This window comes from Actinophytocola sp. (assembly GCF_036378875.1).
Lineage (GTDB): Bacteria > Actinomycetota > Actinomycetes > Mycobacteriales > Pseudonocardiaceae > Actinophytocola.
Genome location: NZ_DASUVO010000046.1, coordinates 17,838 through 44,039, shown reverse-complemented (window position 1 = coordinate 44,039; position 26,202 = coordinate 17,838). Strand labels below are relative to the sequence as shown.

General features: G+C 69.9%; 26 protein-coding genes and 1 pseudogene. 10 read left to right on the top strand and 17 right to left on the bottom strand.

What is annotated here, in order from left to right:
- Entirely contained in the window at positions 1–1,779 is a 1,779-nt protein-coding gene (aspS, locus tag VF106_RS12690) for an aspartate--tRNA ligase (protein ID WP_330839860.1), read from the bottom strand.
- A 375-nt stretch (positions 1,780–2,154) separates the two neighbouring features.
- Here aspS and VF106_RS12685 point away from each other — a divergent pair, with 375 nt between their 5' ends.
- The gene (locus VF106_RS12685) at positions 2,155–3,096 is read left to right on the top strand and encodes a hypothetical protein (protein ID WP_330839859.1); all 942 of its coding nucleotides are present in this window, start codon (positions 2,155–2,157) and stop codon (positions 3,094–3,096) included.
- 34 nt (positions 3,097–3,130) lie between these two features.
- Here VF106_RS12685 and VF106_RS12680 read toward each other — a convergent pair whose 3' ends face one another.
- From VF106_RS12680 to VF106_RS12670, 3 genes and pseudogenes are all read right to left on the bottom strand, one after another.
- Positions 3,131–5,041, bottom strand: coding sequence for an intein-containing Rv2578c family radical SAM protein (locus VF106_RS12680; protein ID WP_330839858.1), 1,911 nt, complete (start codon positions 5,039–5,041; stop codon positions 3,131–3,133).
- 250 nt (positions 5,042–5,291) lie between these two features.
- Positions 5,292–5,921: pseudogene (locus tag VF106_RS12675) on the bottom strand (MFS transporter); the annotation flags it as partial.
- Positions 5,922–5,994: 73 nt separating this feature from the next.
- Complete coding sequence (locus VF106_RS12670; RefSeq protein ID WP_330839857.1) at positions 5,995–6,720, bottom strand: phosphotransferase enzyme family protein; 726 nt, start codon at positions 6,718–6,720, stop codon at positions 5,995–5,997.
- Positions 6,721–6,757: 37 nt separating this feature from the next.
- Between VF106_RS12670 and VF106_RS12665 the strand changes: the two genes are divergently transcribed.
- The 4 genes from VF106_RS12665 (at position 6,758) to VF106_RS12650 (ending at position 8,751) form a co-directional block, all read left to right on the top strand.
- Positions 6,758–7,126 (top strand): MmcQ/YjbR family DNA-binding protein, encoded by a 369-nt coding sequence (locus VF106_RS12665; protein WP_330839856.1) that lies wholly within the window; start codon positions 6,758–6,760, stop codon positions 7,124–7,126.
- A gap of 172 nt (positions 7,127–7,298) precedes the next feature.
- Positions 7,299–7,847 (top strand): RNA polymerase sigma factor, encoded by a 549-nt coding sequence (locus tag VF106_RS12660; RefSeq protein ID WP_330839855.1) that lies wholly within the window; start codon positions 7,299–7,301, stop codon positions 7,845–7,847.
- Positions 7,840–8,112 carry a hypothetical protein gene (locus VF106_RS12655; protein WP_330839854.1) on the top strand — a complete coding sequence of 91 codons (273 nt, stop codon included), beginning with the start codon at positions 7,840–7,842 and terminating at the stop codon, positions 8,110–8,112. Before VF106_RS12660 ends, VF106_RS12655 begins: the two co-directional genes overlap by 8 nt.
- A 96-nt stretch (positions 8,113–8,208) precedes the next feature.
- Complete coding sequence (locus VF106_RS12650; protein WP_330839853.1) at positions 8,209–8,751, top strand: hypothetical protein; 543 nt, start codon at positions 8,209–8,211, stop codon at positions 8,749–8,751.
- A 3-nt stretch (positions 8,752–8,754) separates the two neighbouring features.
- Here the strand turns inward: VF106_RS12650 and idi are convergent, their stop codons facing one another.
- The 6 genes from idi to pqqA all read right to left on the bottom strand — a co-directional run bounded on the left by idi (position 8,755) and on the right by pqqA (position 12,402).
- On the bottom strand, positions 8,755–9,339 hold the full coding sequence (gene idi / locus VF106_RS12645; RefSeq protein ID WP_330839852.1) for an isopentenyl-diphosphate Delta-isomerase: 585 nt from the start codon (positions 9,337–9,339) through the stop codon (positions 8,755–8,757).
- 24 nt (positions 9,340–9,363) lie between these two features.
- A complete protein-coding gene (gene pqqB / locus VF106_RS12640; protein ID WP_330839851.1) occupies positions 9,364–10,245 on the bottom strand; it encodes a pyrroloquinoline quinone biosynthesis protein PqqB in 882 nt (293 codons plus the stop codon).
- Positions 10,242–11,321 carry a pyrroloquinoline quinone biosynthesis protein PqqE gene (pqqE, locus tag VF106_RS12635; RefSeq protein ID WP_330839850.1) on the bottom strand — a complete coding sequence of 360 codons (1,080 nt, stop codon included), beginning with the start codon at positions 11,319–11,321 and terminating at the stop codon, positions 10,242–10,244. The genes pqqB and pqqE overlap by 4 nt, the downstream gene beginning before the upstream one ends.
- The gene (gene pqqD, locus VF106_RS12630; RefSeq protein ID WP_330839849.1) at positions 11,312–11,569 is read right to left on the bottom strand and encodes a pyrroloquinoline quinone biosynthesis peptide chaperone PqqD; all 258 of its coding nucleotides are present in this window, start codon (positions 11,567–11,569) and stop codon (positions 11,312–11,314) included. The genes pqqE and pqqD overlap by 10 nt, the downstream gene beginning before the upstream one ends.
- Positions 11,553–12,239, bottom strand: coding sequence for a pyrroloquinoline-quinone synthase PqqC (gene pqqC, locus VF106_RS12625; RefSeq protein WP_330839848.1), 687 nt, complete (start codon positions 12,237–12,239; stop codon positions 11,553–11,555). Before pqqC ends, pqqD begins: the two co-directional genes overlap by 17 nt.
- A gap of 64 nt (positions 12,240–12,303) precedes the next feature.
- Positions 12,304–12,402 (bottom strand): pyrroloquinoline quinone precursor peptide PqqA, encoded by a 99-nt coding sequence (pqqA, locus tag VF106_RS12620; RefSeq protein ID WP_324913914.1) that lies wholly within the window; start codon positions 12,400–12,402, stop codon positions 12,304–12,306.
- Between the two features lie 269 nt (positions 12,403–12,671).
- On the opposite strand from pqqA, the gene VF106_RS12615 reads away from it, so the two are divergent.
- On the top strand, positions 12,672–14,294 hold the full coding sequence (locus tag VF106_RS12615; protein ID WP_414638946.1) for a YibE/F family protein: 1,623 nt from the start codon (positions 12,672–12,674) through the stop codon (positions 14,292–14,294).
- 30 nt (positions 14,295–14,324) lie between these two features.
- Here VF106_RS12615 and VF106_RS12610 read toward each other — a convergent pair whose 3' ends face one another.
- The 4 genes from VF106_RS12610 to VF106_RS12595 form a co-directional block, all read right to left on the bottom strand.
- Positions 14,325–14,960, bottom strand: a complete 636-nt coding sequence (locus tag VF106_RS12610; protein ID WP_330839847.1) for a hypothetical protein — start codon at positions 14,958–14,960, stop codon at positions 14,325–14,327.
- A 1-nt stretch (position 14,961) separates the two neighbouring features.
- Positions 14,962–15,657, bottom strand: a complete 696-nt coding sequence (locus VF106_RS12605) for an MBL fold metallo-hydrolase (RefSeq protein WP_330839846.1) — start codon at positions 15,655–15,657, stop codon at positions 14,962–14,964.
- Between the two features lie 224 nt (positions 15,658–15,881).
- On the bottom strand, positions 15,882–16,643 hold the full coding sequence (locus tag VF106_RS12600) for a GGDEF domain-containing protein (RefSeq protein ID WP_330839845.1): 762 nt from the start codon (positions 16,641–16,643) through the stop codon (positions 15,882–15,884).
- Between the two features lie 200 nt (positions 16,644–16,843).
- The gene (locus tag VF106_RS12595) at positions 16,844–17,404 is read right to left on the bottom strand and encodes an LOG family protein (protein WP_330839844.1); all 561 of its coding nucleotides are present in this window, start codon (positions 17,402–17,404) and stop codon (positions 16,844–16,846) included.
- 77 nt (positions 17,405–17,481) lie between these two features.
- Here VF106_RS12595 and VF106_RS12590 point away from each other — a divergent pair, with 77 nt between their 5' ends.
- On the top strand, positions 17,482–18,435 hold the full coding sequence (locus VF106_RS12590) for a nucleoside hydrolase (protein ID WP_330839843.1): 954 nt from the start codon (positions 17,482–17,484) through the stop codon (positions 18,433–18,435).
- Here the strand turns inward: VF106_RS12590 and VF106_RS12585 are convergent.
- Positions 18,428–20,659: a tetratricopeptide repeat protein gene (locus VF106_RS12585; protein ID WP_330839842.1), complete on the bottom strand. Its 2,232-nt coding sequence runs from the start codon at positions 20,657–20,659 to the stop codon at positions 18,428–18,430. The genes VF106_RS12590 and VF106_RS12585 overlap by 8 nt on opposite strands.
- 226 nt (positions 20,660–20,885) lie before the next feature.
- Here VF106_RS12585 and VF106_RS12580 point away from each other — a divergent pair, with 226 nt between their 5' ends.
- The 3 genes from VF106_RS12580 (at position 20,886) to VF106_RS12570 (ending at position 23,306) form a co-directional block, all read left to right on the top strand.
- Positions 20,886–21,734, top strand: a complete 849-nt coding sequence (locus VF106_RS12580) for a peptidylprolyl isomerase (RefSeq protein WP_330839841.1) — start codon at positions 20,886–20,888, stop codon at positions 21,732–21,734.
- A gap of 8 nt (positions 21,735–21,742) precedes the next feature.
- Complete coding sequence (locus VF106_RS12575) at positions 21,743–22,513, top strand: peptidylprolyl isomerase (protein WP_330839840.1); 771 nt, start codon at positions 21,743–21,745, stop codon at positions 22,511–22,513.
- A gap of 97 nt (positions 22,514–22,610) precedes the next feature.
- On the top strand, positions 22,611–23,306 hold the full coding sequence (locus tag VF106_RS12570; RefSeq protein WP_330839839.1) for a helix-turn-helix domain-containing protein: 696 nt from the start codon (positions 22,611–22,613) through the stop codon (positions 23,304–23,306).
- On the opposite strand, the gene VF106_RS12565 is transcribed toward VF106_RS12570, so the two are convergent.
- Both VF106_RS12565 and VF106_RS12560 read right to left on the bottom strand, forming a co-directional pair.
- Positions 23,307–23,765, bottom strand: a complete 459-nt coding sequence (locus VF106_RS12565) for a DUF4190 domain-containing protein (protein ID WP_330839838.1) — start codon at positions 23,763–23,765, stop codon at positions 23,307–23,309.
- Positions 23,766–23,848: 83 nt separating this feature from the next.
- Positions 23,849–26,164 (bottom strand): RelA/SpoT family protein, encoded by a 2,316-nt coding sequence (locus tag VF106_RS12560; RefSeq protein ID WP_414638948.1) that lies wholly within the window; start codon positions 26,162–26,164, stop codon positions 23,849–23,851.
- Positions 26,165–26,202 lie beyond the last annotated feature (38 nt).

Sequence of the window (26,202 nt, the reverse complement as noted above, 5' to 3'; positions counted from 1 at the left end):
CTATGCCTTCTGCACCGGCTTCGAGTCGACGCCCGCCTCCTTGCGCTGCTCCGGCGTGATCGGCGCCGGCGCGCTGGTCAGCGGGTCGAACCCGCCACCGGTCTTCGGGAACGCGATGACATCCCGCAGCGACGATTCACCGGCCAGGAGCATGACGATGCGGTCCCAGCCGAACGCGATGCCGCCGTGCGGGGGCGGGCCGTACTTGAACGCCTCCAGCAGGAAGCCGAACTTCTTCTCGGCGTCCTGCCCGGAGATGCCCATGATCTCGAAGACCCGCTTCTGCACGTCCGCGCTGTGGATACGGATCGAGCCGCCGCCGATCTCGTTGCCGTTGCAGACGATGTCGTAGGCGTAGGCCAGCGCGTTGCCCGGGTCGGTGTCGAACCGGTCGATCCAGTCCGGGTTCGGCGAGGTGAACGCGTGGTGCACGGCCGTCCAACGGCCCCCGCCGACCGCGACGTCACCGGCGCTGCGGGCGGCCTCGGCCTCCTCGAACAGCGGCGCGTCCACGACCCACACGAACGACCAGGCCGACTCGTCGATCAGGCCGAGGCGGCGGCCGATCTCCACGCGGGCCGCGCCGAGCAGCGCGCGGGCCTCGACGGGGTTGTTGGCCGCGAAGAAGATGCAGTCACCGGGGTCGGCACCCGTCGCCTTCGCGAGGCCCTCCCGCTCGGCCTCGGACAGGTTCTTGGCGACCGGACCGCCGAGGGTGCCGTTTGCGTTCACGAGGACGTACGCGAGGCCCTTCGCGCCACGTTGTTTGGCCCATTCCTGCCACGCGTCCAACTGGCGACGCGGCTGGTCCGCGCCGCCAGGCATGACGACCGCGCCGACGTACGGAGCCTTGAACACGCGGAACGGCGTGTCCTTGAAGTACTCCGTCAGCTCGGTCAGCTCGAGACCGAACCGCAGGTCGGGCTTGTCGGTGCCGTAGCGGGCCATCGCGTCGGCGTAGGTCATCCGCTGGATCGGCAGCGGGATCTCGTAGCCGGCCAGGTCCCGCCACAGCGCCGCGACGATCTTCTCGCCGAGCGCGATCACGTCGTCCTGCTCGACGAAGCTCATCTCGATGTCGAGCTGGGTGAACTCGGGCTGACGGTCGGCGCGGAAGTCCTCGTCCCGGTAGCAGCGCGCGATCTGGTAGTACCGCTCCAGGCCGCCGACCATCAGGAGCTGCTTGAACAGCTGCGGCGACTGCGGCAGCGCGTACCAGGAACCGGGCTGCAGACGGGCGGGCACGAGGAAGTCGCGAGCGCCCTCGGGTGTGGACCGGGTGAGCGTGGGGGTCTCGACCTCGACGAACTGGTCGGCGTGGAGGACCTCGCGGGCGATGCGGTTGGCCTCGCTGCGCATCCGGATGGCGCGGGCCGGGCCGCTCCGGCGCAGGTCAAGGTAGCGGTGCCGCAGCCGGATGTCCTCGCCGACAGTGAGGTGCTCGTCGAGCTGGAACGGCAGCGCGGCGGCCTCGCTCAGCACCTCGAGCTCCGTGACCAGCACCTCGACGTCGCCGGTCGCGATCTCGGGGTTCTCGTTGCCATCGGGCCGCTTGGCGACCTCGCCGACGACCTTGATGCAGTACTCGGCGCGCAGCCCGTGGGCGCGCTCGGCCATCTCACCCTCGCGGAACACGACCTGCACGACGCCCGACGCGTCACGGAGATCGACGAAGATGACCCCACCGTGATCGCGCCGGCGGGCCACCCAGCCGCTCAGCGTGACAGTCTCTCCTGCGTGTGCGGCGCGAAGCGTCCCGGCCTCGTGCGTGCGGATCACGGTGTGCTCTTCCTGTAGAGGGATGCTGTGTTGTAAGAGGCTAGCCAACGGCCGTGCTGTTCCGTCCAGCAGGTTTCCGGCGTTACGATCACCCTGCGCACAAGTTCGGTCACGAGAACCGGTGGTTGCGCTACGCAAGTTGCCGCGCGCGGTGTCAGGTGTTCGCTACGCAAAACCGCACGCGGTGAAAAACTTCGCTACGCAAGCTGCGCTCAGTCGGATTTAACGCGATGGCTACCTAGCATGGACGTTCCGTCGTAGGGTGTTGGTTACCTGATGGTAGGTAATGAAGAAGACTGGGGAGAACGCGAGGAGACCACGATGGGTGGCGGCGCGACGCGCGAACCAGTTCGAGAGCTGCATCGAGCTGGGGACGTGAGACGGACGCTGCCACACCCTGTCGACAACCTCGCCGCGGACGCCTTCCCGACCGCGCTGCGCACAGCCATCCAGGCCAGCGGCTTAAGCCTCGACCGGATCCAGTACCGGCTGCGCGCACGCGGCGTGTCGGTCAGCGTGACGGCACTGAGCTACTGGCAGTCCGGCCGGCGCAGGCCCGAGCGTGCCGAGTCACTGGCCGCGCTGGGCCACCTCGAGTCGGTCCTCGGGGTCGCGCCGGGGTCGCTGATCGCGCTGTTAGGCCCGCCACGACCGCGTGGGCGGGTGCAGCGGGAGTCGTCGCGGGTGCCGATCCCGTCGCTGTTCCCGGCGAGCGAGCCGGTGTCCAAGCTGCTCAAGCAGATCGACTTCACGACGGAGACGGCGCTCACCAGGCTGTCGCAGCACGACCGGTTGGAGATCGCGGCCGACCGCGGCGAGCTGCGCATCGCCGTGCGACAGGTGCTGCGCGCCGAACGCGACGGCATGGACCGGACGGTGATGGTCTACGACCTCGAACGGCCGGGCCGCCCGTTTCCCGAGGTCGTGTCACTGCAGTCGTGCAAGATCGGCCGAGTCGCCAAGGACGAGGACGCCGGCATCATCGTCGCCGAGATCGTCCTGGACACACCACTCGTCCGCGGTGAGACCGCGATCATCGACTACGCGCTGGACTTCCCGGGACCGCCGTACTCGCGCGGCGACGACACCTACTGCCGCCGCTTCACCACCCCGGTGCGGGAGTTCGTGCTGGAACTGCAGTTCGACCCCGACGCCCTGCCCGCGTACTGCGAGCTGTACACGGTGAACCCGGAGGAACAGACCACGACGCGGCGCAAGGTCGAGGTCACGCCCAACGGCCAGGCCCACGCGGTGGGGCTCGACTTCGGGCCCGGCACGTTCTGCGTGCGTTGGGACTGGCCGCGCGACAACGTCTGACCGCTCGAGGCTCCACTGGTCTCCTGTGCTGCCGTCACAGCAGTGTCAGCTGTTCCTGCCTCACCGGCTCGTCGGTTTTGCTGCCGTCGGCCAGGCTTCCGTTCGGCCACCGTGGTTCCGCGGGATCCGCGGCGGCCTCCGGGTCCTTGTCCAGGCCGTGCCGGCGTAACAGGGGGCCCACTCGGGTGCCCAACCAACGTCGGTACCCGATGTCCGCGTCGCTGCCCTTCGCGTAGAGGCGGCGGTACTTGGGCACCAGCGTCGGATGTTCTCTGGCCAGCCATGCCGCGAACCACTCCCGCGCACCCTTACGCAGGTGCAGCGGCAGCACGGTCACACCGCTCGCGCCGGTTTCCGCGATCGCGGCCAGCAGCGCGTCCAGCTGCTCCACCGAGTCGGTGAGGTGTGGCAGGACCGGTGCGATGAACACGCCACACGGCAAGCCAGCCTCGACGATCTTGCGGACCAGTTCCAGCCGGGCCTGTGGACTCGCCGTACCCGGCTCGAGATCGCGCTGCAGTTCCCGGTCCACCAGGGCGATCGACACACCGATGCCGACCGGCACGTCGCGACTGGCCGCGGACAGCAGCGGCAGATCCCGCGACAGCAGCGTGCCCTTCGTGAGGATGTTGAACGGGGTGCCGCTGCCGGCCAGCGCTTGGATGATGCCCGGCATGAGCTGGTACCGGCCCTCCGCCCGCTGGTACGGGTCGGTGTTGGTGCCCATCGCGACGGGTTCCTGGGTCCAGCGTGGTGCGCGGAGCTGTTTGGCCAGCACCTCCGGCGCGTTGACCTTGACCACGATCTGCGTGTCGAAGTCGTGGCCGGCGTCCAGTTCCAGGTAGGTGTGGGACTGGCGGGCGAAGCAGTTGTGGCTCACCAGGCCGTTCGCGATGAAGTCCCCGGTGCCCGTGGTGATGTCGTACAGCGTGAGGTCGAGATCGAGGGGCTCGATCGTCGCCACCGCCAGCCGGGCGCCGGACCGCAGCGCGACACCGTTGAGCTCGCCCGTGCCGGCGTGCGCCGGGTCGGTCGTGTGGAGGAAGCGCAGGTGCTCCCCCAGCCCGCCGGCCAAGCGCATCCCGTACAGGCCGGTGCGGTTTCCCTGGTCTTCCAACACGTACTCGAAACCCAGGCGGCGCAACGCCACCGCGACAACCGCCAGCGCGGTCCGGTCGGTGCGGCCGACCCGCAGGCGCCCGTGCGAGAAGTCCCCGTCGACGTCGAACACGCCGGCCAGGAACCCCTTGTGCCACTCCTCGCTCGGCACGTCCGGGTACGCGATCGGCAGGCTGATCGACTCCTCGTCGGTCAGGTACTCCCTCGCCCGCGCGAGCACCCGCGGGTCGACCGGCTCGCCGTGCCCCGCGGCGACGCCGGCCAGGTAGCCGCACCGGTATTCCGCCCCGCCTTTCGGCCCGTTCGCGAACCGGCCGGTGCCCACCAGCCGGTCACCCGGCACGAGGTTCTGCCGCTGGTCCTGGCAGGCGCCGCCCGCGACGTGCCGCCAGCCCCGGTCGGTGAGGAAGCGGTGGTCGCCGCTGGCGATGACCTGCGTGCCGTCATGCAGTGTCAGCCGGTAGGCGGGCTTGGTCGTGGTCCAGTGCGCCAGCACGCGCGTGGTCACGTACCGGCGCCGGTTGTCGACGAGTTCCGTGCCGTAGATCCGGTCCCCCACCCGCAAGTCGGCCAGGGGTTTCGTGCGGCCGTCGGCCATCAGCACGGGAGTGTCACCCGCCAGGCAGTACCGGCAGCCGTGGCTGCAGCCGCGGTACGGGTTGACGGTCCACTGGAACGGCAGGCGCGACGGCCCGGGCACCTTGTTCAGCACGGACTTGGCCCGCACCTCGTGGAACACCATGTTGGCGAACTCCGGGGTGCGGACACTGCGCAGCAGCCCAGGAAGCCCGGGAAGCGCCTGCTGGCCGCCCGTTTCCTGCCCCACTCGTTGGCTGTCCCATCGCACGGGACATAGTCGAACACACGTTCGTATCTGCTGTCAATTCGATCGCATGAGCACTGTGGACAGGGCCGCTACCAGGAACAACACGACCGACACGAGACCGGCGAGATGGATACCGGAGACGAACACGCGAGCGTTGGCGGCGGTCCCCGCGAGGGCACCAGCGCGGGCAGGAGGGTCCAATACGACGAGTGGACCGCTCGACGGCGATGAACACCGCCAGCAGGATGGCCGCGACGACCAACAACCACACGCCGGCCTCGATCACGGCGAACGTCACGGCGGTGAGGACGGCGGTGCCCAGCGCGGCCCCCAACCAGTCGACCCGCCGGTCGCCGTCGTGCGGGGTGGTCCGCACGAGCCGTGCCGTGATTACGACGGTGACCAGCACGATCGGCACGTTGAGAAAGAACACGGCACGCCAGCCAAGCCACTCGACCAACAGTCCCCCAAGCAGTGGCCCGGCTGGCAGGGCGGCGCTGCCGACGCCTGCCCAGACACCGATCGCCCGGGCCTGGTCGGGGAACGTGTCGCTGATGATCGCGAGAGTGCCGGGCAGGAGCAGCGCGGCGCCCACACCCTGGGCGAACCGTGCGCCGACCAGCGAGCCGACGTCGGGCGCGAGACCACATGCCAGCGAGGCGAGCCCGAATACAGCCAAACCGGTGATGACCACCCGTTTGTGGCCGTGAACATCACCGACCGTGCCGCCCACGAGCAGCAGTCCGGCGAGCGCGAGGGCGTAGCCGTCCACCACCCACCGCAGGCCGTCGGGGCCGATGTCGAGCGTTCTCCCGATGTCCGGCAACGCCACGTTGACCACGGTGACGTCGAGAAGCACCAGGAAGTAGCCGGCACACATCACGATGAGCAGGGGCGAACGGATCATGTACCCCATCGTCGGCCCGGGCGCGTGGGACCGCTCGACGTCGTCATCATCCGAGCGAGGTGCGCCACACGTCCAGGTGTCGCTCGACGTAGTCAGCGGCGGGACCCCAGTGGTCGGCGTGCCCTTCCGCGTAGAGGCGGGTCCACGGTTCCTCGGTGGCGGTGCGCAGGAGGTCGTACATGCCGCGGGTGTGGCCGACGATCAGCTCGGGCAGTTCGGCGCGCTGGCGATCGTCGAGACCGTAACCGTCGGCAAGGGCACGCAACCTGGGGCCGTCGGTGTCCGGGTCGCCATCCTTGGACATCGGCACGAAGCCGTGCGCGGCATAGGCGAGATCCCAGAGCCGTGAGCCCGGCCCCGCGCCGTCCCAGTCGATGAAGACCCAGCGGTCCTCGGCACGGACGAGGTTCCATGGCGCCAGGTCGTGATGGCAGACGAGGTCCTCGCGATCAGGTGGGATCACGACGTCCCACCGCGCGTCCGGCGGCGGGACGAAGTCGGCGAGCGCGTCGTGCAGTTCGCGGACGAGGCGGCCGACGCGGCGCAGCTCACGGTTGTCGGCGGGGAGGTCGTCGATGGTGCCGGGGACGTATTCGAGGACCTGCCGTCCCTGGTCGTCCCGACCGAGGTGGCGAGGTGCGCCGGGGAAGCCATCGAGGTGCGCGAGGAGCGCCTCGACCGCGGGCGTGGCCGGGGTGACGGGCTTGCGCACGGTGTCGCCGATCCGCACGACCGCGGCCGCGACGTTCCCACCTGTGAGTACATGTTCCACGACTGAGATTGTCGGTGGGTCGCGCTACCGTTTTTCCATGTCCAGCACCCGGCTCCGCGAGCGGGTCGCCGCGATCGTCGCCGAGTTGCCCGAGGCGACGTCCACCGGCGACCAGCACCTCACCCTTGCCGTGCGCAAGAAGACGTTCGGCTACTTCCTCGACGACCACCACGGGGACGGGATCGTCGGGATCGCCTTCAAGGCCGGGCCCGGGGAGCAGGACGCGCTGGTGCGGTCGGACGACACGCGGTTCTACGTGCCGGCCTACCTTGGCGCGCGGGGCTGGGCGGCCATGCGGTTGGACGTCGGCCGGGTCAACTGGGCCGAGGTACGGGAACTGCTCACGGAGGCATACCGGCTGCAGGCACCGAAGCGGCTCGTCGCGCAGCTCGACGGCGCCATGTGAACCAGACGCACCGATGGTGAATCCTTTCCCGACGACCGCATCTCTTGTCCTTGTCCCGGCAACAGGGCCGGCGACGGACCGGAGGTTGTCATGATCGTTGTCGGCATCATCATCGCGGCCGTGCTCATCAGCGCGTGCACCATCACCGTGCTGCGCAGGCGGGGTCGGTCGCGTGGCTGAGCCAACCTGGCCGAGCAGTCAGCTGGTCATCGCGGCGCAGGGCGGTGACGTCGAGTCGATCGCCGCGCTGGTGTCCGGTTCGCACCCGCACGTGCGGCGATTCGCACGCACGCTGTGCGCCTCGCCCGAGGACGCCGAGGACGCCGCGCAGGAAGCGTTGATCATCCTGTTTCGTAGGATCGGCACACTGCGGGCCGCCGGCGCGCTCGCGTCGTGGCTGTTTCGCATCATCCGCAACGAGTGCGTGCGACGGGCACGCCTGAGGTGGCAGCACCACGAGCCGATCCCGGACATCATCACGACGTCGGTGGAGGACGAGGTCTTCCAACGTCTGGAGGCGGGCAGAGTCGCGAGTGCGATCGCCGCCCTGCCCGCCGACCAGCGCAGCGTGTTGATCATGCGCGACGTCCACGGGTACAGCGGGCGAATGGTCGCCGACGCGCTCGGTCTCAGCGTCGCCGCGATGAAGTCGCGGCTGCACCGTGCCCGCACGGCGGTTCGCCACACGCTGACGAGCGACGCCGGGGGCGACCGTGGCTGATGATCGACGGTTCACCAGCGCGTCGCTGCCCCGTCATCTGGCACGCGGCGCGGTGGGGTTCGCCGCGTTGGTCGGTTCGGTCGCCCTCATCCCGGCGTTCGGGCTGATCAGTGTGTTACTCGCACCGGTAGGGCTGCTCGCGCTCCGAGGGTGTCCGACCTGCTGGGCGATCGGGCTGGCGCAGACGATCTCGCTGGGCCAGTTGCGGCGTTCCTGTGTGGACGGCCGGTGCGAGCTGACCGTTCGGCGACGGTCGGAAAGTTAGTACCCGACAAAAAACCGATCTTGTTCGGGAACCAGTGGCGGCGACGCGGCGTCGGTGTGGTGCAGGACTACGAGAGCGCATCACAAACGGAGAAAAATGAAGAAGCTGATTGTTCCGCTGTTTGCTGCCCTGCTGGTCTTCCTGGTCGGCTGCGGTGCCACCGATGGCGGCGGGACCGACACGGCGGGCGGCGGCACCGGCGCGACGGACGACGCCGCGCCGCCGCAACAGGAAGCAGAACCGACCTCGCGAGACGTCAAGTTCGGGGAAACGGCCAAGGCGTCCCGCAACGACAGCGAATGGGCGATCACCGTCAGCGCGCCGGAGGACCACCCCGATTTCGTCGAGCCGCCGTACGAAGGCAAGTACGTCTCGATCCAGGTCGAAGTGACGCTCCTCGACGGCGTCGGCGGCGCCGTCGCCGCCCCGGACTTCACCCTGACCGACGCGGCGGGCAACGACTACACGTTCGCCGCACCGAACGGCATCGACACGAACGACCAGCTTTTCGCCACGCTCCTTGTCGCCGGTGACTCGGAAAAGGGATTCGTCGTGTTCGACGTTCCGGTCGACCCGGGGAACATCGTGGTGAAGCTCATTCCGGTCACGGAAACGAAGGACTTCGCGACCTGGAGTTGACGGCTACACCATCACGCCCCGGGCCGCTGCGGGAAGTCCGGCCTCGTCCGCCACCGGCCATGCCAGCGGGTCCGAGCCCAGCGCCACGAGCTGAGCCAGCTGCTCACGGCACCACGGCGACACGGCGAGCTCACCACCCGACACCAGGCTCACGAACAGTGGCCACGACATCCAGCCGTACTCGTCGACCTCGAGCGGCGCCGGCACCGGCACCGCGTCGGTCACCGCGCGGAAGACCGGGCACAGCTCGTTCTCGACGATGCCGTTGCCCATCACGGCCCGGTAGCGGAATTTCGGCAGCAGCAGGTCGACCTGTACGGCCGGCAGGCCGAGTTCGTCACGGAGCCTGCGCACCACCGCGTCCACGAAGGGCTCGGCCGGCGCGGGGTGGCCGCAGCAGCTGTTGGTCACCACGCCCGGCCACGTCTTCTTGGCCCGCGCTCGCCTCGTCACCAGCAGTTCGCCGCGCGCGTTGAACACGTAGCACGAGAACGCGAGATGCAGTGGTGTGTCGGCGTGGTGCACGGTCGCCTTGTCGGATACGCCTATGCCCCGGCCCTGCTCGTCGAGCAAGACGACCTGTTCCATCACACAACCGATCGTACGCCGTGGTCAGACCATGAACTCGGTTCCGTCGGGTGGTACCTCGACACCTTCGTCACGCACCGTCGCGAACTCGGGCGACGAGGAGTCCAGGACCGGGTTGGTGTTGTTGAGATGCGTGTAGCACCACCGGATCCCGCTGTGCCGCCGGATCCGCGCCAGGCTGCCGTCCGGACCGTCGATCGGCACGTGCCCCATCGCCCGCTGCGCCGACGTGCTCGTGCCGGTGCCGGTCATCTCGGCCCGGGAGAAGAACGTGCCGTCGAGCAGCACCACGTCCGCGCCCGCCACGAACTCGTCGAACCCCGCAGGCCACTCCCGTAGGCACGGCGCGTACACCAGCGCTCCCCCGGTCGCCGGGTCGGTGATCCGGTGCGCGACGACCCACGGCCCCGGGACCGCGGAGTCGGCCGCGTACTTGGGTTTCTTGTCGCTCACCGCGAACGAGGTGACCGAAAGACCTGGGATGTCCACTTCGGACTCCCAGGTCCACGCGCCGTAGCGGGCGACCGTGCCACGGACCGGGAACTGGTCGGCCAGCGCGGACAGCACCGCGGCCGGCGCGAAGACCCGCAACCCGCCGCCCTCGCGGAGCAGCATCAACCCGAGCGTGTGGTCCAGTTCGGCGTCGGTCAGCAACGCGCCCTTCAGCGGTGTGTCCCTCGGGCCGGGGCCGGCGTCGAGAGCAGGTGTGGCGAGCACCTGCGCGCGGATGTCGGGGGACGCGTTGACGAGGTACCAGTCGGCGCCGTCCGCGCTGACCGCGAGGCAGTCCTGCGTACGGGCCGGCACGGCGGGATCCCCGGCGCGACAGGCGGAACACAGCCGGCACGCGCAGTTCCACTGCGGGAACCCACCACCGGCCGCAGTACCCAGCAGCAGGACCCTCATCGGGCCACCGCGGGGCCACGCATCACGAACTCCGGTCTCGCCGCGGGCGCCTCGAGCAGCAGGTCGACCACGCCGCGGTCCGGCGATCGTGAGCACACGGGATCCGTGGCGGCCGCGTCGCCGAGGAGCTGGAACGCCTGGCACCGGCAGCCGCCGAAGTCCACCGCCTTCCGGTCGCAGGTACGGCACGGCTCGCGCATCCAGTCCTCGCCGCGATAGGAGTTGAACGACTCCGAGTCGTACCAGATCTCCTTCAACGGCCGGGAAAGCACGTTCTCGATCGGCAGTGTGGTGATCACCGAAGCTGCCGGGCACGGCAGCACGTCGCCGTTCGGCGCCACAGTCAGCTGCCGCGCGCCCCAGCCGTACATGCACGGCTTCGGGTACGGCTCGTAGTAGTCCGCCACCACGTACACGATCTCCATGACGCCACGCAGGCGCTCGGTCTCGGCACGCACGACCGGTTCCGCCGCCGCCAGCTGCGCCGGCGTGGGCATCAGCGCCTCGCGGTTGCGCAGCGCCCAGCCGTAGTACTGGGTGTTCGCGAGCTCGAGCCGGTCGGCACCCATCTGTTCGGCCAGTGCGATCAACGCGCCGACGTCGTGGTTCGCCTTGTGCAGCACCACGTTCACGGTCAGGGGCAGGTCGCGTTCCTTGACGAGCGCCGCGGCGGTGAGCTTGTGGGCGTGTGCCCGTGTGCCGGCGATCCTGTCCGCACGGGCGGCGTCGGCGCCCTGGACGGACAGCTGAACGTGGGCGAGCCCTCGGTCGACGAGGTCGTCGAGCCGTGCCGCGGTGAGGCCGAGCCCGCTGGTGACGAGGTTGACGTAGCAGCCGAGGTCCGCGGCGCGGGACACCAGCACCGGCAGGTCCGGCCGGGCGAGCGGCTCGCCGCCGGACATGTGCACCTGCAGCACCCCGATGTCGCGGGCCGCGTCGAGCACTCCGAGCCACTGGTCGGTCGTCAGCTCCGCGGCCCTGGCGACCAGTTCGACCGGGTTCGAGCAGTACGGGCAGTGCAGCGGGCAGCGGTGGGTCAGCTCGGCCAGCATGCCGAGCGGTGGCGCTACTTCCATTCGACGACCCTCCTGCTTTCCAGGCGTGCCAACACGTCCGTCACATCCTGTGCCCGCACGCCCTGGTATCGCCGTGCCAGTACCGCGGCGATCTCCTCCACTGTGGACTCGCCGTCACACAGCGAAAGCACGGCGGCGGCGGTCGAGTTGGGCACCAGCACGCCCTCCGGGAACAGGAGCACGTGGGTGTCCCGTGTCTTGTCGAAGGTGAGCCGGACACCCTTGCGGAGCTTAGGTTTGCCGGGCATCGATCGCGTCCAGCATGGACCAGAGGACGTCGCACTTGAACGACAGCGCGGCGATCGCGGCGTCCTGCTGCTCGCGCGTGACGCTGTAGCGGACCACGATGTCCAACGTGGACTTGCCCTCGCCGGACACGGCCTCGATCCGGTTGGTGAAGTACGCGAGGTCGTCGCGGGAGATCCAGTCGTACTTCGCCAGCATGTCGGCGACCCGGCGCTGCATGAGGTGCCCGGAGAACATCTCGGTGAGCCCGGACGCGATGGCCTCCAGCCACGGCCTGGTGCGGGCGAAGTTCACGTACGCGTCCACGGCGAACCGCACGCCGGGCACGACGTGCCGCTCGTCCAGCACCTCCTCGCGGGTGAGACCGACCGCCTCGCACAGCCGCAGCCACCGTTCGCGGCCGCTCTCGGTGTCGTCGTCGGCGCGTCCGTCGTGGTAGACGACGCGGTCGAGCCACGCCCGCCGGATCTCGGGCACCGGGCAGTTGCTGATGATCGCCGCGTCCTTCCTCGGCAGCACGCACTGGTAGTACCAGCGGTTGGCGGCCCACCGCCGCAGCTCGTCCCGGGTGAGCTCCCCGGCGTGCATGCGCTGGTGGAACGGGTGGGTGCCCCAGTAGCGGTGGGACAGACCACGAAGCTCGGCGACGAGCTCGTCGGCGGTGCGGGTCACGGGATGAAACCCTCCTCGATGGTGCCGCCGGCGCGGGACCACCCACGCCGGCGGAGTTGCGTGGTCAGTCCTCCATACGCATGGCGTAGGCGGTGACCTCCATCGGAGTCTCGTACTCGACGAAGTCCGGAGTGGTCCAGACCTCCAGCTCCACGGCGTCCATGTGACCTCCCTGAGTGTGCGGTCAATCCGACGCCTCCCAGCGTAACTGGAATGTGACGTCTGCCAATACCGCAAGGTAAGCGTTTTCCGGAATTTTCGGGCCGGGTTCGACCATGCGGGACGATGCCGGCGGACGCGGTTCGCCGCCTTGTTCGCGAGGTGTGGGTGAGGGTCACCGGGCGGCGGCGTAGGTCGATCGCGACCTGTGATGACCTGCTCACACGGCACTTCGGGTTCGGCAATCGGCTCGTCGCCTGACAGACTGCGCGGGTGTACGAAGGCGAGACCGAGCCGATTCCCCGGGTCACCGACGGGGGCCGGCACGCCAAACACCAGGACGAACCGGATGAACGGAACGACCTGGGTGATCGAGCTGCCCAGGAGAGCGGCCGGGATCACATGGACCACCACGTCGGGCACGGCCACGGGCACACGCCCGCCACACCGGCCTCCCGGCGGGTACGGACCATCATCGCGGTTCTGCTGATCCCGTTCGCGCTCGCGGCGGTCGTCGGGGCCGTGCTCCTGTACCCGTACGGCGGCACCCCGGAGACCCGGGCGGGTGCGGGCACCCCCGTCAAGGGGGTCGTCACGGCCGCGGAGACGGGACCGTGCAACGGCCAGGTCCAGGTCGGCGACCAGGGCGGCAGCCAGTGTCTGCTCGTCACGGTCCGCATGACGGACGGCGCCGCGCCGAACCAGGAGATCCGGACGGCCATCCCGCTGGAGCCCTCCACCCCGAGGTTCGCGGTGGCCGACGAGGTCGTGCTCGCCTACGGCGGCGGCAACCCGACGGACGGGCAGTCCTACCAGCTCGTGGACTTCCAGCGGGACATGCCGCTCGCGCTGCTGGCCGCGTTGTTCGCGGTCGCCGTCCTCATCCTCGGCCGCTGGCAGGGGCTCAAGGCGATCGCCGCGCTCGTGATCAGTTTCGGCGTGCTGGCGCTGTTCGTCCTGCCCGCGATCCTCGCCGGGGAGAGCCCGCTGCTGGTGGCCGTTGTCGGCGCCGGCGTGATCATGTTCGTGGTCCTGTACCTCACGCACGGGCTGTCCGCCCGCACGTCCACCGCCGTGCTCGGCACGATGGTGAGCCTCACGCTGATCGGTTTGCTCGGCGCGCTGTGGGCGGCGTTCGCGCAGCTCACCGGCCTCGACGAGGACACCGCGACGCTGGTCGGGCTGCTGAACCGCTCGATCGACACCCGAGGGCTGCTGCTTGCCGGCGTCGTGATCGGCGCGCTCGGCGTGCTGGACGACGTGACGGTGACGCAGACCAGCGCGGTGTGGGAGCTGCGGGCGGCCAACCCGTCGCTGACCCGCCGGCAGCTGTACGCGGCCGGCTTGCGGATCGGGCGCGACCACGTGGCGTCGGCGGTGAACACGCTGGTCATGGCGTACGCGGGCGCGGCTCTGCCGTTGTTGCTGTACTCGTCGATCTCCGGGGTGGGGATCGGGAACATCCTGACGTCACAGTCGATCGCGCAGGAGATCGTGCGGACACTGGTGGGAAGCATCGGGATCGTGGCCGCCGTGCCGGTGACGACAGCGCTCGCGGCCGCGGTGGCGTCTCAGGAGACGCCGCTGGTCGAGGTGCAGTCCGGGAAACGGCCGCCTCGTTCCGAGGACCGCACGACGGGCCGGCGACCGGCGCGGAAGCCCGCGAGCGAACGGGAGCCGACGGGCGGCCGGGGCCAGGCGGCCAACCGGGACCGGACCGAGACACGAGAACGGACCCGGACCGCCGACCGGATCGAGAGACGGGAACCGGCCTGGCCCGCCGACCGCGACCCGGTCGAGACGCGAGAACGAGCCCGCCCGACCGCCGACCGTGGCCGGGCCGAACGAGAGCGGCCGGCCCCAGCTCGCCGAAGCAGCCGACCCGAGCCGGACTAGCGCGGACCGATGTGCTGAGGGTCGGGTCCGTCAGTCGAGGCTCGCCACGAAGCGGGTCACCGCTTCCGGCTTCAGGCGTTGCGCCAGTTTGCCCGTCGGGGCGAGGGAAGCGAGGCGGTACAGCGGGCGGTCGCCTGCCACGTCGCCCTTCGCCTCGGCACGGAGCTGGGCCACCAGGAGCTGGGAGAAGATAACCCCTGCCGTGTTCTCGCTGCCCGCGAGGACGTCGGCCAGCCTGCGCAGTACGAGGATGCCCAGTTCCCGGCCGCCGGCGCCCGAGTAGACCGCCAGCGCCATGTTGATCGACTTGCGGCCGGTGGTCAGCAGCAGTCCCACGGTTCTGGCACCGCGGATGTCGGTGACCATCAGCTCGATCCGGTCCACCGAGCGCAGGTCGATCTCCTTGCGGCCCAGCGCCTTCGCGACGACCCGGCTGCCCTCCAGCCACAGTCTGCGACGACTGGACACCCACGACAGCGTCGTCAGCAGCACGATCACCACGCCCGCGGTGACCAGCGCCGGGGTCTGCCCCGCGAACAACGCCACGATGCCGCCGAGCGCGGCGCCCAGCACGACCGCGCCCGTCAACGCCACACAGCCCCGCCGCCGGGCGCTGGCCAGCTCCATGAGATCGAGCGGGATGCGCTCCGCGTTGCTCTCCGCCACGTCACATGCCCCTGGCCGGACCGGGCGCGGCCGGGTCCAGTTCCAGCAGGTACGGGTTGGTCGCCCGCTCGCGGCCGATGGTGGTGCTGTTGCCGTGGCCGGGAAGCACGACCGTCTCGTCGGGGAGCGGGAGGACCTTGGTACGCAGCGTCTCGGTCATCGTGCGCATGTCCCCGCCGGGCAGGTCGGTGCGGCCGATGGAGCCGGCGAACAACGTGTCGCCGGCGAACATCACCCGGCCGCCCTCCTCCAGCGCGGTGTGGAAGACGACCGAACCGCGGGTGTGCCCCGGTGTGTGGTCGACCGTCATCGTCATACCGGCCAGGTCCAGCGACGTGCCGTCCGCCAGCTCGCGGACCTCCTTCGGCTCACGCATCTCCAGCCGCCCGCCGAAGAAGGACAGGCCCTGCTGGCTGATCCCCTTCATGGGATCGGACAGCATGCCCCGGTCCTCCGGGTGGATCCACGCGGGGATGTCGTTGCCGTCGCAGACCGGGGTCACCGAGAAGACGTGGTCGAAGTGGCCGTGCGTGAGCAACGCGGCGACCGGCGACAGCCGGTACTTGCGCAGCGCCTCGGTGATCGGCTCGACCGCGTCCTGCCCAGGATCGACGATCACGCACGGCTCACCCTCACCGGCCGCGATCAAGTAACAGTTGGCCGCGAAGGCCCCGCTGGGAAACCCGACAACGAGCACCCAAGGAACCTACCGTGTTGGATTGCCTCGCTGCCGCTCGGCGTTCACGGGCCTGTACCCGGCGTCTTCCCTCCTGCGCGCGCAGATCCCCTGGGCTCGCTTCGCTCGCACAGGGAATCTCCGTGCTCGTCAGTCCAGACCCCGGCGGCCCGCTCAGAGTTGGATTGCCTCGCTGCCGCTCGGCGTTCACGGGCCTGTACCCGGCGCTTCCCCTCAGCGCTTGATCAGACTGACCGCAGGCGGCGGAACGGGGACCACGTGGCCGTGCGGCGACCTGGCCTGGCGCCTGCCGCCTGGTTGCTCGTCACGTCCATGTTCGCCACGCAGATGCGGTCCCGGCCGTGCCGCTTGGCCGCGCGCAGTGACACGTCCGCGTCCAGCATCAGGTCCTCGAGGTCCAGCTCGACCAGGTCGCCCAGGCTGTACGTGGCGACGCCGATGGAGGCCGTCTGGCCCTCGATGGTCGCCGACAGCTCACGGGTCACCTTGGCCGTCACGGACATGCTCACGATGCCGGCGCGGATGCGCTCCGCCACCGCGACCGCGTCGTCCAACCCGGACGACGGCAGCAGCACGAGGAACTCGTCGCCTGCCGAGCCGCCGTAGCGGCAGGCCAGGTCGCCGTCGCGGCTGCAGTCACGGATGACGTCGGCGACCGCACGCAGCACCGCGTCCCCGGCGAGGTGCCCGTAGCTGTCGTTGACGTCCTTGAAGCGGTCCAGGTCGATCATGATCAGTGCGATCGAGTCGCCTCGGCCTCGGGCCTTCGCGACGATGTCGGCGGCGGCCTCGTCCCAGTGCCAGCGCTCGATCAGCCCCGTCGGCGAGTCGGCCACGAGCTGGCCGCACGAGTCGCAACGGTTGGCCGGCGCAACGGCCCGCAGCGGTGCATCCCCCGATGCCCTCGGCGCCACGATGTCCAGATCGTGCTCATGCTGGTCGGCGTCCACCGGTCGCGCCCCCGGCCCCGCCTTTGCGGTGTGCATGCCTTCTCCCCTGTCGGTTCACCCGTGGATGAGGTGTCCGGCCGGTCATCCCCTGATCAAGATCAACACTCCTCACCGGCCGTATACGACCCACTATGGGGAGTCACACCGTGAGTTAACAGTGTTGAGGTGTTGACGGTTTCAGGAAACACCGAATGGGCGAGTCGGGATCAGCGGTCGGTGATCACGAACCGGGCGGCCTACGCCCACTTCGTCCTGGGCGGCCGGTAGTCGGTGAACCGATCGAGTGCCTCCGCGACATCGGCGGTCACGATCAGCATCTCCCGAAAGTCGTCCGCGAGGAAACCCTCGGCCGCGATGTTCTCGAGAAATCGCAGCATCGGCTGGTAGAAACCGCCGACATCGAGAAGTGCGATCGGCTTGGCGTGCAGGCCGAGCTGGGCCCAGGTCCACACCTCGAACAGCTCCTCGAGCGTGCCGGCTCCCCCGGGCAGCACCAGGTACGCGTCGGCGAGCGCCGACATCCCGGCCTTGCGTTCGTGCAGGTCCGCGACCACTGTCAGCGACGTGAGACCGTCGTGGGCGACCTCGCGGTCGACGAGTTTCTGTGGGATCACGCCGTGCGCCGCGCCTCCTCCGGCGAGCACCGCGTCGGCCAGCACACCCATCGTGCCGACACTCGCGCCCCCGTAGACGAGCTCGACGCCACGCTCGGCGAACAACGTGCCGACTTCATGAGCCGCGTCCCGGTAGAAGGTTCCCTTACCTGGCGATGATCCGCAGAAAACACACACGCGCATACCGTGACCTTACGGCGACCCGATCTTGGCCCCCCGGTCTGGCTTTCCGGTCGGGTTGTCTGGTTGAGTGCCACAGCGTGCGCATCATTCTCGACACCGATCCGGGGGTTGACGACGCCTTCGCGATCATGTACCTCGCGGCCCAGGAGGACGCGGAGATCGTCGCTGTGGGTAGTGTTCACGGCAACGTTCCTGCCCCGTTGGCGGCACAGAACGCGTTGCGTCTCCTCGAACTCGTGGACATCTCGGCGCCGGTGGCGATCGGCGCCGCCCTTCCTCTCGCCCAGCCGTTGCAGACCGCCGAGTTCGTGCACGGGGCCGACGGCCTCGGCGGCATGGCCGGGCCCGCGCCGCGAGGGAAGCCGGTGGCCGAGTCCGCCGCGGAGCAACTGGTGCGGCTCGCCCGCGCCGAACCGGGCCAGCTCACGCTGCTCGCGCTCGGACCACTGACGAACATCGCCCTGGCGGTACTGCTCGAACCCGACTTACCGAAGCTGCTCCGCTCGGTCGTGGTCATGGGCGGTGCCGTGACCGTGCCGGGGAACATCACCCCGTACGCGGAAGCGAATTTCTTCCACGACCCGGAGGCCGCCGACCTGGTGCTCGGCGCAGGCTTCCCGGACCTCACGCTGGTCGGGCTGGACGTGACGGAACAGACGCAGGTCGGCGAGGAATGGCTGTCGGCGGTCGGCGAACTGCGCGGACGGCGGGCCGAGTTCGCCAACGGGTTGCTCGACCACTACGCGGGCTTCTACTCGAGGATGTTCGGCCGGCGGTCGTGCACCCTGCATGACCCCCTCGCCGCGGCGGTCATGCTCGACCCGAAACTGGCCGGCTGCCGGGAGATGCCGCTCGTGATCGAGCGAACCGGCACACACACGCGGGGCCAGGTCCTCGCGGACCGGCGCGTGCTGGCCAACGACACACACATCGTCGCCGCCGGCGCGGACCGGACCCCGGTGAAGGTGGCGGAAACCGTTGACGTGCCACGGTTTCTCGAGCAGATGCTCGACGCGGTGAAGGTCAGGTAGCCGGCAGCAACTCCTCCAGGTCAGCCGCGCGGGGGTCGCCCAGCTCGTCGAAGATGGCCACCGCCGCGCGGATGCACTCCGTCGCCTCCTCGTGTCGACCGATGTCCTTCAGCAGCAAGCCTTTCTTGTGGAGGGTCTCGCCCTCGCCCCAGCGGTCGCCGACCTCGCGGCGGACCTCGAGGGCCCGCTGGAAGATGTCGAGCGCCTCGGCCGGCCGCTTGAGCTCGGAGTAGGTGTCGCCGAGCTTCACCAGCGTGTAGCCCTCGCCGTAGCGGTCCTCGATGTCCTGGAACAGGTCGAGGGCCTCCTCCAGCGTCGGCACCGCGCGGTCGAACTCGTGCAACGCGCTCTGTGCGGCGCCCAGGTTGGCCAGCGCGATGCCCTCGCCGTGCCGGTCGCCGATCTCGCGGAAGATCTCCAGCGCGTGGGCGAAGTGCTGTGCCGCCACGTCGAACTGCGCCTGGTGGAAGCCGACGAAGCCGATGCCGGTGTTGGTCCAGCCCTGACCGACCCGGTCGCCGACCTCCATCCGGATGGCGAGCGCCTTCTCGAAGTTCTGCTTCGCCTCGTCGACCCTGCGCAGCTCGGCGAGGGCGATCGCGAGGTTGTTGAGCACCCACGCCTCGCCGTACGGGTCCTTCGCCGCCCGGCCGCCCTCGACACCGACCTCGTGCGAGGCCACCCAGAGGCTCCAGCGCTTGCGCAGGTGCAGGTAGTTGAACGAGCCAGCGGGCAGCTTCCAGCAGGCCCCGTAGTCGCCGATGTCGTAGGCGATGCGGGTGGCCATCACGATGTTGGACATCTCGATCTCGCACCACTCGAGCGCGGAGTCGTAGTCGAAGTCCGCGACGTCGATGGCGTACTGGGACTTGTCCAGCGCCGGGTCGTGGCGCTGCGGCGCGAGCGTGTGGTTGGCGGCGTAGACGTTGTGCAGGTACCAGTCGACGACGCGTCGCAGCGCGAGCGTGCGCTCGGCCTCGCCCTCCTCGGCGGCCGCCTGTTCCGCCGCGTACACCCGTAACAGGTCGTGCATGCGGTAGCGGTCGTTGCCCAGCCCCTCGACGAGGTGGACGGCCGTGAGGCGGTCGAGGATCCGGCGGGCCTGCGTGATCCGCTGGTCGGCGAGCGCGGCCGCGGCGCCGGTGCGGAAGTGCGAGCCGGTGTGCAGGCCGATGAGCCGGAACATCCGCGCGGCGTCAGCGGATAAGTCCCGGTAGGACCAGGAGAAGACCGTCTTCACCGCGACCGAGTCGTCGGTGGACAGCCCGTCGAGCCGCTCGTCCTCGGTCGCCAGTTCCTCGACCAGCAGGCTCACCGAGTGGTGCGGGTGGGTCGCCACCCGCTCCGCCGCGATCCGCAGCGCCAGCGGGAGGTGGCCGCAGCGGCCGGCGAGCGCGCGGATCGCCTCGGGTTCCGCGGCCGCCCGCTCCGCGCCGATCACCTTGCGGAGCAGGGTGACCGACTCCTCCTCCGCCATCGGGCCGAGCGTGACCCGGCTGTCGCCACGCAGCTCGAGGCCGGTGATGCGCTTGCGGCTCGTCACGACCACGCCGCACCCGGACGACGCAGGCATGAGCGGCGCGAGCTGGTGGGAGTCTGCCGCGTTGTCGAGCACCACGAGCACGCGCCGGTCCGCGAGCACGGACCGGTACAGCTTCGCGCGGGCCTCCAACCCGGCCGGGATGACGTCGATCTGCACGCCCAGTGCGGTCAGGAACTCCTCGAGCACCTCGTCGACGATCCTCGGCCGGCCGTCCGGCGAGTAGCCGCGCAGGTCGACGTAGAGCTGGCCGTCGGAGTAGTGGTCCACCACGGCGTGCGCGACCCGCAGCGCGAGCGCGGTCTTGCCGGCGCCCGGCGGACCGTCGATCGCGATCGTCTGCGGCGTGCCCGGCTCGCCGGGGCTCGCGAGGATCTGCCGAAGGTCGTACATCTCCGCCTCGCGCCCGACGAACGTGGCCGCGGCGGCCGGCAGCTGCGCGAGCCGCACCGGCCCGCCCGTCGCCGCGGCCAGCGCGATCAGCTGTCCCTCGGCCTCCAGGACCTGGTCGCACTTGCGCGCCAGCTCCGCGGACGGCGGCGCGCCGTGCTTGATCTTCGAGAGCCAGCTCGGGGTGTACCCGATCAGGTCGGAGAGACGGCGCCAGGACAGCCCGCGTTTGCGAAGGAGACGCTCCAACTCCTCGGCGAACGGCGACGTCCCGTCGTCACGCCTGTCTTGCATAGAGCCCACCTTGTCGTCCGAATCTAACTCGGTCGCTGCCCTCACGTGTCACCAAGTGGCCACCGCCAGTATCCAGCTTCTCACTCCTACCCCACCACGGTCACACCCCTACCGACCGTTTTGTGCGGCGAAGTTGAGTTTTTCCCAGACCTCCACACGGGTCTTACCTGCACTACCCATAGACTGCCGCCCTGGTTGAGGTTCTTCAGATAAGGGAGGGTGCTCGGTGCCGACCAACGAGCAGCGCCGGCAGGCGGCCAAGCGGAAGCTGGAACGTCAGCTGGCGCGCCGCGCGGAACGCGCGAAGCGGCGCCGGATCTGGGGCGTCAGCATCACCGTCGGTGTGGTGATCGCGGCCGTCGGCCTCGTGTACTGGCTCGTGAACCTCGGCCCGGAGGACAGCCAGGCGTCGCCGAACGAGAGCAACGAGGAGACGTCGGCCAACACGACCGACGGCCCGTGCGCGTACGCCGAGAACCCGAGCGAGCAGCCGCCCAAGCCCGTCGGCACGCCGGACGACCCGGCGGAGACGCCGAACACCGGCACGGTCAAGGTGACGCTCAAGACGGACCAGGGCGACATCCCGGTGGAGCTCGACCGTTCCAAGGCGCCCTGCACCGTCCAGAGCCTCCTGCACCTGACCCAGGAGAAGTTCTACGACAACACCACCTGCCACCGTCTGACGGCCTCTGAGGGCCTGAAGGTGCTGCAGTGCGGTGACCCGCTTGGCACCGGCACCGGTGGCCCCGGCTACACCGTCAAGGACGAGCTGGACGCCGCGAAGGCCCTGGCCCCGGGCGCCGCCGCGGGCCAGGACGGCTCAACCACCGTGATCTACCCGCGTGGGGTCGTCGCGATGGCCAACGGCGGCCCGAACACCACGGGCAGCCAGTTCTTCCTGGTGTACGGCGACTCGACGCTGGCCCCGAACTACACGGTCGTCGGCACGGTCGACGCGGCCGGTCTGACCGTGCTCGACAAGATCGCCGCCGGTGGCATCGGAGCCGGCGGTCAGAGCCCGGAGGACGGCCCGCCAGCGTCCCCGGTCACGATCACCTCGGCAGTGGCGGAGTGAGGACGACGATGAGGACGACACTGCGCACCGCGGGGATCGTGGCAGCGCTCGCGCTGACGCTGGCCGGATGTGTGGCCAGGGAGAGCGCGTCGGAACAGCCGCGCGGCAGTGACTTCACACCGTCCTCGGAGACCGCCACCGAAACGGAGGCCGAAACCGAGACCGAGACCGAGACCGCCACCGACGGCACGTGCGAGTTCCAGGCCGACCCGAGCCAGCAGCCGGTCGTCGGCCTGCCGCCGGAGGACAGTCAGGCGACCGGAACCACCCTGACGCTCACCACGTCGGCCGGTCCGCTCGCCATCCAGCTGGACACCGGGCGCGCGCCGTGCACGGTGTCCAGCCAGGTGTTCCTTGCCGGTGAGGGCTACTTCGACAACACCGTCTGCCACCGGCTGACGACCTCGGCGAGCCTCAAGGTGCTGCAGTGCGGCGACCCAGAGGGCACCGGCGGCGGCGGTCCCGGCTACGTCGTGCCGGACGAGCTGCCCACCGACCTGCCGGAAGGGCCGACGACCTCCGGCACGGAGACGGTGATCTACCAGCGCGGCATCGTCGCGATGGCCAACGCGGGCCCAAACACCACCGGCAGCCAGTTCTTCCTGGTGTTCGGTGACTCCACCCTGCCGCCGAACTACACGGTCTGGGGCAAGCTCGACGAGGCCAGCCTCGCCACGCTGGACGCGATCGCGGCCGGTGGCGTCGCCGCCGGGGGCCAGAGCCCGGAGGACGGCCCGCCGGCCACCGAGGTGACGATCCAGTCCGCGCAAGCGGCGTGATTTCTCCTTCGGGCGTGTCCACCCCTCAGGGTGGGCACGCCCGAAGTCATGTCGTGGTCATCCGACCCTGTCGGTGTCCGCTGGCATAGTGGCGGGCATGGCCGACTACGTCGAACGGCGTACCGCGCACGAGATCTTCGCGTGTACCTGGTCGTGTTCTCTTCCGGCGGGTGCGCCGCCTGCCTACGTCGTGCCGGACGCGTGTGCTGACGTGATGTGGCAGCGGGAGTCCGGGCGGTTGTTCGTGGCCGGACCCGACACGCGGGCGGACCAGACGTCGGTGGCTCCCGGTCTGCTGGTCGGTGTGCGGTTCCGGCCGGGGCGGGCGCCGGGCGGTCTTGGGGTGCCCGCGTCGGCTGTGCGGGACCAGCGGGTCGATCTGGACCTCGTGTGGCCGGCCGAGCGAGTTCGGCGGCTGGCGGACGAGCTGGCGGCCACGCCGACGGTGCTCGCGGCCGAGCAGGTGCTGGCCCGGTCGGTGGCCTCGGTCGGCAGCGAGTGGGATCCGGCTGTGCCGCGGCTCGTGGAGCTGGTCGGCCGTGGCGAGCGGGTCGCGGCGGTCGCCGACGGGCTGGGGTGGACCGAGCGGCAGCTGCACCGGAGGTCCCTCGCCGCGTTCGGCTACGGACCCAAGGTGCTGCAGCGGGTGCTGCGGTTCGACCGGGCGATGCGGATGGCACGGCGCGGCGAGGACCTCGCCTCCGTCGCCTACGCGGCCGGGTACGCGGACCAGGCGCACCTGGCCCGCGAGGTCAAGGCGTTGGCCGGCATGCCGATGACGGCGCTGCTCTAGTCAGAAATACGCGGCCAGGCCGACCAGCCCCAGGAGGAGGAACCCGACGCCGACCCACCCGAGCACGATGCCGGCGATGGCCATGCCGTCGCCGGACTGGCCGTTCTTCTTGATCTGGTCCCGCGCCACGTAGCCGAAGATCAGCGCCAGGATGCTGCCGACCCAGTACAGCCACAGGATGCCCAGGACCATCGAGGCGATGGCCATGCCGTTCGTCGATGGCTGTGCCCCGTACATCGGGTAGCCGTAGGGCTGCTGGTACGGGCCGGGCTGCTGGAACTGCTGGGGCGCCGGCGGGTAGTACGGCTGTGGCGGCGTCGGCGCGGGCGGGTACTGGGGCTGCGAGACACCCAGCTCCTGCGGGTTGTAGGGCATCCCGACGATCGGCGGCTCGACGAACGGCTGCTGCTGCACGGCCCACGGGTCGTGTGGCCCGTTCGGCGGCTCAGGTGTGGTCATGTGTCCTCCCCAGTTGGTTGGGCATGCGCGCGCCCCATCTCACCGCGAATCGGTGGGGAGCGGTCCCGCGTTTCAGGAAAACGTCAGGAAGCGGAGATCAACCGGTACACGTCGTAGACGCCTTCGACGCTGCGCACGACCTTCAGCACATGGCCGAGGTGCTTGGGGTCGCCCATCTCGAAGGTGAACCGGCTCACCGCGACCCGGTCCCGCGAGGTGGTCACCGACGCCGACAGGATGTTCACCTTCTCGTCGGCGAGCACCTTCGTGACGTCGGACAGGAGCCGGTGCCGGTCGAGCGCCTCGACCTGGATGGACACCAGGAACACCGAGGACTCCGACGGCGCCCACTCCACGTCCACCAGTCGCTCCGGCGACGCCAGCAGGTCCTTGGCGTTGGTGCAGTCGGTCCGGTGCACGCTGACCCCGCCACCGCGGGTCACGAAGCCCAGGATGTCGTCGCCGGGCACCGGGGTGCAGCAGCGGGCCAGCTTCACCCACACGTCGGAGGCGTCCTTGACGATCACGCCCGCGTCGCCCGACGCCCGGCGCCGGGTGATCGTCGACGGGGTGGCGCGCTCGGCGAGCTCGTCCTCGGCGTGCTCGACACCGCCGAGCAGCGCGACGAGCCGGGACACCACGTGCCGCGCGGAGGTGTGGCCCTCGCCGATCGCGGCGTAGAGGGCGCTCACCTCGGCGAAGCGCAGCTCGCGGGCCACCGACGCCATGGCGTCCGCCGACACGAGCCGCTGCATGGGCAGCCCGACCCGGCGCACCTCCTTGGTGATGGACTCCTTGCCCGCCTCGATCGCCTCTTCCTTGCGTTCCTTGGCGAACCACTGCTTGATCTTGGCGCGGGCGCGGGGGGACGCGGCGAACTGGAGCCAGTCGCGGGAGGGTCCGGCGCCCTCGGCCTTGGACGTGAAGATCTCGACCTGGTCGCCGTTCTCGAGCTTGCGCTCGAGCGCGACCAGCCGGCCGTTGACGCGGGCGCCGATGCACCGGTGCCCGACCTCGGTGTGCACGGCGTAGGCGAAGTCGACCGGGGTGGAGCCCGTCGGCAGCGTCTGCACGTCACCCTTGGGGGTGAAGACGAAGATCTCGCGGGCGGCCAGGTCGTAACGCAGCGCGTCGAGGAACTCGCCGGGGTCGGCGGCCTCCCGCTGCCAGTCGAGGAGCTGGCGCATCCACGCCATCTCGTCGACCTCGACGGCCTGCCCGTCGTGGGTGCCCTTGGTCTCCTTGTAGCGCCAGTGCGCCGCGATGCCGTACTCGGCGGTGCGGTGCATCTCGTGCGTGCGGATCTGGACTTCCAGCGGCTTGCCGTCGGGGCCGATCACGGTGGTGTGCAGCGACTGGTAGACGCCGAACCTCGGCTGCGCGACGTAGTCCTTGAAGCGGCCGGGCATGGGCTGCCAGAGCGCGTGCACGACACCCATGGCGGCGTAGCAGTCGCGGACGTCGTCGACGAGGATGCGGACGCCGACGAGGTCGTGGATGTCGTCGAAGTCCCGGCCCCGGACGATCATCTTCTGGTTGATCGAGTAGTAGTGCTTGGGGCGGCCCTCGACCTTGGCGTTGATGCGGGACTGCTCGAGGTGGCTGGTCAGCTCGCTGGTGACCTTCTGCAGGTACGTGTCGCGGGACGGGGCGCGCGTGGCGACGAGGCGGACGATCTCGTCGTACTTCTTCGGCTGCAGGATCGCGAACGCGAGGTCCTCCAGTTCCCACTTGACCGTGGCCATGCCGAGCCGGTGCGCGAGCGGGGCGAGGACCTCGAGGGTCTCGCGGGCCTTCTTGGCCTGCTTCTCGGGCGGCAGGAAGCGCATGGTGCGCATGTTGTGCAGCCGGTCGGCCAGCTTGATGACCAGCACGCGCGGGTCGCGGGCCATGGCGATGACCATCTTGCGGATGGTCTCGGCCTCGGCCGCGCTGCCGAGCTGCACCTTGTCCAGCTTGGTGACCCCGTCGACGAGGCGGGAGACCTCCTCGCCGAAGTCGCTCTCGAGGTCGGCGAGGGCGTACTCCGTGTCCTCGACGGTGTCGTGCAGGAGCGCGGCGACGAGCGTGATGGTGTCCATGCCCAGCTCGCCGAGGATGGTCGCGACGGCGAGCGGGTGGGTGATGTACGGGTCGCCGGACTTGCGCCGCTGTCCGCGGTGGGCCTCCTCGGCGACGTCGTAGGCGCGCTGCAGCAGGCCCAGGTCGGCCTTGGGGTGCAGCTCGCGGTGGACGGCCGCCAGTGGCTCCAGTACCTGCTTGACCGGGGCGGACCGCTGGGCGGTGATGCGACGGGCGAGACGAGCGCGCACGCGCCGCGTGGCCGACGGCGCTCGCACGGCAGGCGGCGGGGCGCTGTCGGACGCCGCTCCGGTCTCTACGTTCTGGCTCAAGGGCAGCTCCTCTTGGGACTGAGAATAACCGTGATCGAGCGGGA